This is a genomic window from Proteiniclasticum sp., from assembly GCF_032054185.1.
Taxonomy (GTDB): domain Bacteria; phylum Bacillota; class Clostridia; order Clostridiales; family Clostridiaceae; genus Proteiniclasticum.
In genome coordinates, this window is record NZ_DAMBTF010000028.1 from 25,541 (window position 1) to 33,927 (window position 8,387).

Consider the following 8,387-nt stretch of genomic DNA (forward strand, 5'->3'; position numbering starts at 1 on the left):
TACCGGTTATCCAGTTCACGGAGGTTAGTTTATTCAGCTAATCTTTTTTCTTTTCCCGATATTCGATTTTAATACCCGTACCCGAAAAGTCAAATGCTTCTCTTAACTGATTTTCAATATATCTCGAGTAGGAAAAATGAAGGGCCCCAGTATCATTGATGAAAAACACAAATGTCGGAGGTTTAACACCGGTCTGCGTTCCATAAAACACTTTGAGTCTTCTTGTACCGATCATCGGAGGTTCTTTCTGTAGAAGAGCCTTTCCAATGACATCGTTCAGTACTCCTGTACCGATTTTCTTGTTGTAGTTGTCATAGCAGTTTCTGATCATGCCCAGAACTTTATGAGTTCTTTGTCCTGTCAAAGCCGATATGAAAAGATATGGCGCATACTGCATAAATTTAAGACTCATTTTGAGTTCTTTCAGATACTTATCCATTGTCTTGTCGTCTTTTTCGATCAGATCCCATTTGTTTACGATAACCATGATGGCTTTCTTCATATCATGTGCGTATCCGATGATCTTCTCATCCTGATCAGCAACACCTTCTTCAGCATCTACCATGAGTACTACAACATCTGCTCTTTCGATGGCTGTCAGTGTTCTCACCACGGAATATCGTTCGATTTCCGCTTTGATTTTCGACTTTCGACGAAGTCCTGCTGTATCCACCAGAATGAATTTGCCTTCTTCGGATTCAATGTAACTGTCGATGGCATCTCTTGTTGTTCCCGGAATATCCGTAACAATTGAGCGCTCCTCTCCTACCAGCTTATTGATCAGAGAAGACTTACCCACATTAGGTCTTCCTACAAAAGCGACTCTGATGTACTCATCGTCTTCTTCTGTCTCGTATTCGTTGAAATGGCTGACAACTTCATCGAGAAGATCGCCAAGCCCCAAGCCCTGTCCTGAGGATATGGCTATTGGCGTGCCGATGCCCAGATTGTAGAATTCGTATGTATTGGCTTCATCCTTCAGGTTATCCACCTTATTTACTGCAAGCACAATCGGCTTCTTGCTTACTCTTAGCATTGTAGCCACTTCATTGTCCGAGTCTGTCAGTCCCTGCTTACCATCAACAAGGAAGATGATGACATCTGCTGTATCTATTGCGATCTGCGCCTGTCTCTTCATCTGTGCCAGTATGATGTCATCTGACTTCGGTTCTATACCACCAGTATCGATTAATTTAAATTCATATTGCAGCCAATCTGCATCTGCATAAATCCTATCTCTAGTTACACCGGGTGTATCGTCTACTATGGCAATCCTGTGACCTGCCAGCTTATTGAACAATGTCGATTTACCTACATTAGGTCTACCAACGATTGCTACTATTGGTTTTGCCATTTACTTCACCTCTATTCTTTCACGTTTCTGTTTCTTTACATCTAATCATATTACCTTAAGTATATACAAGTGTCAAACAAAACCGTAATTCCAGATCAGCGCAGATTTTCCGGGTACTCATCTTTAGTGAGGACTTTACGGATGAAGGTCTCAACTATGACGGGATCAAACTGCGATCCGGAGCACCGTCTGAGTTCCATGATTGCCTCTTCCTTTGTCTTTTTTTTCTGATAGAGCCTGTCACTGGTCATGGCTTCATATGCATCAGCTACGGCTATAATTTTCGAATTAAGCGGAATCTCGTGACCCCCAAGTCCTTCAGGATAGCCTTTGCCGTCTAATCTCTCATGGTGGTATAATACATCCTCTGCAATACCTGCGTATTCCTCCACTGATTTCAGGATCTGATAACTTGTTTCTGCATGTTTCCTTATAATTTCGTATTCTTCAAAGGTCAGCTTCTCGGGTTTTAAAAGAATTTCCTTCGGTACGGAAATTTTGCCGATGTCATGAAGACGTGCTGCTGTCCTCACCCTTTCGACTTCATTTTCTCTGAAACCCATAGACTGAGCAATTTCAGCCGCATATGAGGCGACATACTTCAGATGCTCACGCTCGTGAGGGAATTTTTCATCAATGAGGGTAAGTATTGTCTGAACGATTCTGCTCTTCGTGATTTTGCCGTTCTTCAGCTTATCCCGATACATGTTGTTATCCGCAACCTTCTGCACTTCCAGTATATTCTGACTGACTTTAGCTTTTGTCGCATAACCAATGGCCAAAGATATGGATACGGGTCCGATACAGGTTCTGCTCGTTTTTTCCACAATGCGTTTTTTGATGGCATCCGCTTCTTCAGAAGTAGTTTTTGGAAGAAGAAGGACAAACTCATCTCCGCCCACTCTGGACAGAACATCATTTTCACGACAGACATTTCTGATGATCTCTGCTGTACTTGTCAGGAGCTTGTCTCCCAGATGATGACCGAACGCGTCGTTTGTGATTTTAAGCCCATTGACATCCATCACCATCACCGTAAACGGAAGATTCCTTGTAGTCTCCATTCTTTTTATTGCATCTTCAATATATCTTCTATTATAAAGACCTGTCAGAGCATCATGATAACTCATGAATTCAATTTTCTTCTCTCTCTCTTTTTTAGATGTAATGTCCCTGAATACAATAACAACACCATTGATTTTACCGGTATTGTCACGGATCTGTGCTGCACTGTCTTCAATGAGCATTTCTCTGCCGCTGTTCGATACAAGAATCATTTCATTATAACCAGTGCTTCTTCCTTTTCTAAGAATTTCTCTTACCCTGTTCTGAAGGGGTTTACCCGTTTCATTATGATAGATTTTATAGACATCTTCTATTGGCCTTCCTAGGGCGATATCAACGGACCAGCCTGTCATATGTTCTGCAACCTTATTCATAATGGTCACTCTACCAAGACTGTCGGTCGAAATTACTGCGTCTCCAACGGAAAGCAATGTGGTCTTGAAGAGTTCCTTCTCGATGAAAAGATTGTTTTCCAGATTCTTATTCTCCGTAACATCTCTTGCTGCGGCATAAATCAGCTCACCACTGGACTGTGCTTTCCATTCGAGAATTCGATACCCTCCATCTGCTCTCCTGAATCTGATCACAAAGCTGACCTCTCTTCTTTCACTGGACATCCTGCGAATGGACGACTTGATGAGTACGATATCATCAGGATGAACATAATCCAGTGCATTCTTTCCGATCAGTTCAGATGGATTGTAACCGAGGTTTCTTTCCCATGCCTGATTGATTTTCTTGAATTTCCCGAGCATATCCGAAATACAGAAAAAATCGATGTTCACATTGAAGAACCGTTCCAGTTCATCTTTCTGTTCGATGAGCGCCATATTTGCCGCTCTGACATCGGTAATATCTCTGGCGGTACCTGCAAACCCTGTTATCAGATTCTCATCATCCCTTATTGGAATTGCATTGGTCGTAAACAGGCGGTATGTTCCGTTTTTATGCAGCAGACGGTAATCTGTTGCTTCTCTCTGCTCACCCGATTCATTGATCCGATTAAAGAAATCATGGATTTTAGGAATATCTTCAGGGTGGATGAAAGGAGTAAATGTTCTACCTATAGCCTCTTCGATTGCATACCCTAGAATATTCTCCCATGCTTTGGAAAGAAAAGTGAACTTTCCATCCGTTCCGATACGATAGACGATATCATAGCTGCTCTCGACAAGGAAACGATACTTGTCTTCGCTTTCCTTGATTTCCATTTCCAGCATCTTGCTTTCCGTTATATCGATATGCGTGCCGAACATGTATAGGGGTTTGCCGTCATCAGTCCAGGAAATAACCTTCCCCTTGTCAAGAACCCATACCCAGTGCCCTTCCTTGTGTTTCATCCTGCAGGCCAGAGAATAGTACTCTTTCTTTCTGAAAAAAAGGCTCTCAATCTCTTCGTTGGATTTTTTCAGATCGTCTGGGTGTACAAGGCTGGTCCATGTTTCTGCGGTTATGGGAGAAAGCTCCTCAAGAGTGTATCCGACAATCTCAGCCCAGCGCTCGTTGTACTTGTTTTCTCTTGTCTGAATATTCCACTCCCATGTTCCTGCGTTGGTTGCTTCGATGATATTAGCGAACTTCTCCCGTTCAGCGATATTTCTGTTTTTCTCTTCCTGAGACCTGGAAATATCGATAATGACACCCACCAGAAGGTAGGGAATACCCTCTGAATTTCTGAAACTGTACCCGCGTGTGAGAATCCATTTCCAGTGACCTTCTTTATGCAGCATTCTATGGATGAGTTCCAGATTGTCGGCTGTTCCGCTGATAAACTGGTTAAGAACTTTCATGTTCTTTTCCGCCTCATCTGGATGCCATATTTTCTGCCAGGACAGAATATCACTGGAGAACTCATCTTTGCGATAGCCAAGCATGGAATACCATCTTGAAGAAAAGGAGAGTTCATTTGCTGGAAGCTCCCATTCCCATGTCCCAACGCCTGCAGCATCCATGGCGAATTCGAATTTATCGCTGTTTTCCTTCATTTCATGGAGCACCCTTTTCTTGTCGATATACAGACCGATCTGTGCTGCGTATATCTCTGCCACTTCATGAGCCTGAAAGGAGACGCCCTGCTCCATGACAACGGTAAAATCACCGATATATCTCTGATCATTCATAATCCGGATGATAATGACTTCACCAGTCTGAAGTTCATTCTCAACAAGTATCAGTTTCGAGAGTGGAATATCCCTGCCGGTCAGTACTCGGAGACTCGGAAAAACAGTGATGTTCCGATCTCTTGTTTTTTCCACTAGATCACTTTCAATACTCCACTTCCTGTTTCTGAGTGTTTCTTCCAGTATTTCCTCGGCAATCTTCAGCTCGTCTTGATTTCCGGATAAAGCGATACTTGTATATTTCTGTTCCTGCTCATTCAGAATACTGATGAAAACAAATTTGCTTTCTGAGAGCTCCAGCATTTCATCTGAAATCATCTGATAATCAGCATTACCGCTTTCTCTAGCATTGAGTTTCTTACTGAGTTCGATGATTTTCAGAAGCTGCTTCTCTTTCTGGATATTATGCTTTGCAATGATTTTCAGAAGAATCATATAACTGCCATGCTTCATGCTGTGGTGTTCAATCTTCTTGATGGTACCATCAGCTTCATAAACACGGCCTCTTCTGTCTTTCAGTGAAGCAGCAAAAAAAATTCTGTTCTTTACCGGATCTGCACTCTGGAGAAGCTCCGCGACAGACTTATGATCTCTGATATCCAGAATATCGGACAGCTTTTTCTCGCAGAGATCTCCCGTATCATAGCTGAAATTTCTTTTCCAGGCATGATTAAAAAAACCGATCCGGCCTTCTTCATCAACTATTGCGATGAGATCCGATGAATAATTAATCAGATCAATCATATCATCATTATTCAGAAATTCTTTTATCAGCATTTAAGGTACTCCTTTAATATAACGTTGATGACGAATCGGTAAAAGTACAGATCATTATCTGAAATTAAACATAGTTAAAGTCATTATATCTTATTCATCGTCTGCGCTTCAATGGTTTTTGATGTTCATAACATATTAAAATGAAATATAGCAAGTTTGAATTTGTAAATGTTTACTTTGTGCATATTCTAAAAAGGAAGAAAATCGATTATAATTGACTGAACAAAGTCAAATAACGCTTCGGGAATGGTGTAATGATGGACAAAAAACGTTATAAGAAATCCCTATTGGCTCTCATGATCCTGCTGCTTGCAGCTGGCTGCTCGCAGGACTCTACGAAAGATTACAGTTCTCCACCCGCAGCAGCTCGGCCGATTAAGCCCGTATCTGTAAGAAGTGAACACGTGGAGCCTGCAATCCACTCCGAGAACATCATACAACCGGCTGATGATGAGGTGCTGATTACTGCAGCAGGCGACATCATGGTACACGAATCTCAATGGATCGCACAGTCGGTCGGTAAGGACAGATACGATTTTGAAGATAATTTTACCGAGGTCAGGGATTTCTTCATAGCGTCAGATCTCTCCATCGCCAATCTTGAAACAACCATCAACAGGAATCAGCCTGTGTCGACGTATCCAAGGTTCAATTCACCTCCCGAACTTCTCGATGGTATCCGTTATGCTGGCCTCAACCTGATCGGAACCGCCAACAACCATTCCATGGATACGGGTCCAGATGGAATTATGGGTACCATTGAAGAACTTGAAAAAAGAAATCTGGAATATGTGGGTACCCACAGAAACCCTGATTCGAAGAAATACCTGGTGAAAACCATAAAAGGAATGAAACTTGGTATTGCCTCCTTCAGCACAGCATATTTCAACTCAGGCGGTATCGTCATCAATAACATCAGTTCATCCGGCATGGAAAACCATGTCAATTATATGGAGCTTACAAATGCTGAAAGGGCATTTGATAGATTGAAACCTGTAATTGATGATATGAAGGGAAACGGCGTAGAATTCATTATGCTTCTGCTCCATTGGGGCAACGAATACGAAAAGAAAGCCAACCTCTACCAGAAAGAACTGGCAGAACTGCTCATTGAAGAAGGTGTGGATCTGATTCTGGGTTCCCACCCCCACATGGTTCAGGAAATGGAATTCATACAAACGGCAGATGGTCAGAACGAAGGTCTGGTAGTCTATTCATTGGGCAATTTTCTTTCAAACCAGCGTGATGAAATTCTGAATATGACTGGAACCGAAGACGGACTGATCTCAAGGGTTTCATTGAAACGGCAGGCAGACGGCAAGCTCGTAATCAGCAGAGCTCAGTTCATCCCCACATGGGTCAGCCGTACGGGAATAAACGATACATACCGTTATAAAATCATTCCCATAGGCCTGGACCCGGTTAAGACTTCACTGAAGTACGAGTCGGATGTGATCAGCCTTACGGAATCACTTCAGAACACTTTAAGTGTAATGAATGATTCCAGAATTACTCAATTTGATTTTCTCAGATAAAAAATACAGTCTCACGCATAATCGCTTGAGGCTGTATTTTAATGAATATATTACTGTATCTCTTTACTGAACTGATCCACAAGACTCCGGATCTCACTTTCGCGAGAAGGGCTTTTCCAGTCTATGATTCGGCTGTTTAAAACGATGCCTTCTCTCTGTTCAACAAATTTCTTCATCTGACTTATAGCCGATTTACCGCCCATAAATGCAAACGGAAAGAAATGAGTCACGAACAGATATACCTTGCGGTTCTTGAAACTGCCCTGATCAAAGTACGCTTTTAACACCGGGCTCATGGAAAATCCTCTTACCGGACCTGCTATCACAACATTATCGAACTCCGTAAGGTCTATCCTGCTCTGAAAGCTGATTCTGGCAGGATCCACTTCATTTCTGTTTTCTCCTCCAGTAGGCTCAATTTTCTCAAGATATACGTTAACCCCTCGTTTTTCCAGAGTGTCCTTAAGCTTTTCAGCGACAGAAAGTGTATTTCCCGTAAAGGAATGAACAATAATTGCAGTTTTCATTTTTCTCCCCCTATCTGTTAACCAGTGCATCTTCGACCGCTTTTAAGATGACCTTGCTGCTGTATGTTGCACCGGATACAATATCAACATCCAGACTCTGCTTTTCTATGATATCGCCTGTTATTTCCTCTGCACTTTTTCCTTTTCCGTTATCATGTTTGAGTATTGCGATCTTTACCATTTTATGATCCTTAACTTCCACATTCAACTTGACTGTTACCGGAAAGGCTTTGTAATCTCCTTCATAACTTCCGTCCTCAATTTCCTGAAGACTTATATTTTGAACAGGTTCATTGACGAGTTTTTCCAGATTTTTCGACAGACGACTATAAATGATCATCCCGCCTGCGATGATGACAACAGCAAAAACCAGTACATACTTTTTCCAATGTCTCTTTTTCACATTTCATCCTTCTTTCCCGATTTTTAGTTGAGCTTCAGATCTTACAAGAATCATTATAATATAAAAACCGGAAAGAATAATTAATTTCAGATAAAATTATCGCATAAATATTAATAATCTGCCTGAAATTATACAATAATGATATTAAACTGAAAACTCCAGACCACAAGCGGTCTGGAGTTCAGTCATGGCAGATTATTCAGCAAGAACAAATTCGTTGACATAAGCACCACAAAGCGGACATATCCAGTCTTCAGGCAGGTCTTTAAAGGAAGTTCCCGGTTCTACGCCATTGTCTACATCTCCGAGTTCAGGATCATATATATAGCCGCAAATTACACAAATATATCTTTCCATATTGTTACCTCCTTGGATTCAGTTTATAGTCTGATTATAAGTTATCGAGACCTTAACTTCAATTACACGGTTCAGATTTTACATTTTAACTTTCGTCGGTTCATCCCATTAAAAGATAACCTTTCATCCATTTCCTGATTTGACAAAAAAAGAACCGTTTCTGTTACCTTTCGGTTTCAGAAACGGCTCTGATCAATGGTAGCGGGGGCAGGACTTGAACCTACGACCTTCGGGTTATGAGCCCGACGA

At 41.7% G+C, this 8,387-nt stretch carries 6 protein-coding genes; 1 reads left to right on the plus strand and 5 read right to left on the minus strand.

Annotation, left to right across the window (positions count from 1 at the left end):
• Positions 1-37 precede the first annotated feature (37 nt).
• On the minus strand, positions 38-1,354 hold the full coding sequence (gene der, locus RTX25_RS12705; protein WP_312654252.1) for a ribosome biogenesis GTPase Der: 1,317 nt from the start codon (positions 1,352-1,354) through the stop codon (positions 38-40).
• A gap of 95 nt (positions 1,355-1,449) precedes the next feature.
• Positions 1,450-5,316, minus strand: coding sequence for a PAS domain S-box protein (locus RTX25_RS12710; RefSeq protein ID WP_312654254.1), 3,867 nt, complete (start codon positions 5,314-5,316; stop codon positions 1,450-1,452).
• A 254-nt stretch (positions 5,317-5,570) separates the two neighbouring features.
• Between RTX25_RS12710 and RTX25_RS12715 the strand changes: the two genes are divergently transcribed.
• Entirely contained in the window at positions 5,571-6,851 is a 1,281-nt protein-coding gene (locus tag RTX25_RS12715; RefSeq protein ID WP_312654256.1) for a CapA family protein, read from the plus strand.
• 50 nt (positions 6,852-6,901) lie between these two features.
• Here RTX25_RS12715 and RTX25_RS12720 read toward each other — a convergent pair whose 3' ends face one another.
• The 3 genes from RTX25_RS12720 to rd form a co-directional block, all read right to left on the minus strand.
• A complete protein-coding gene (locus tag RTX25_RS12720) occupies positions 6,902-7,378 on the minus strand; it encodes a hypothetical protein (RefSeq protein ID WP_312654258.1) in 477 nt (158 codons plus the stop codon).
• 10 nt (positions 7,379-7,388) lie between these two features.
• On the minus strand, positions 7,389-7,781 hold the full coding sequence (locus RTX25_RS12725; protein ID WP_312654260.1) for an FMN-binding protein: 393 nt from the start codon (positions 7,779-7,781) through the stop codon (positions 7,389-7,391).
• Positions 7,782-7,976: 195 nt separating this feature from the next.
• A complete protein-coding gene (gene rd / locus RTX25_RS12730) occupies positions 7,977-8,138 on the minus strand; it encodes a rubredoxin (protein ID WP_312654262.1) in 162 nt (53 codons plus the stop codon).
• Positions 8,139-8,387 lie beyond the last annotated feature (249 nt).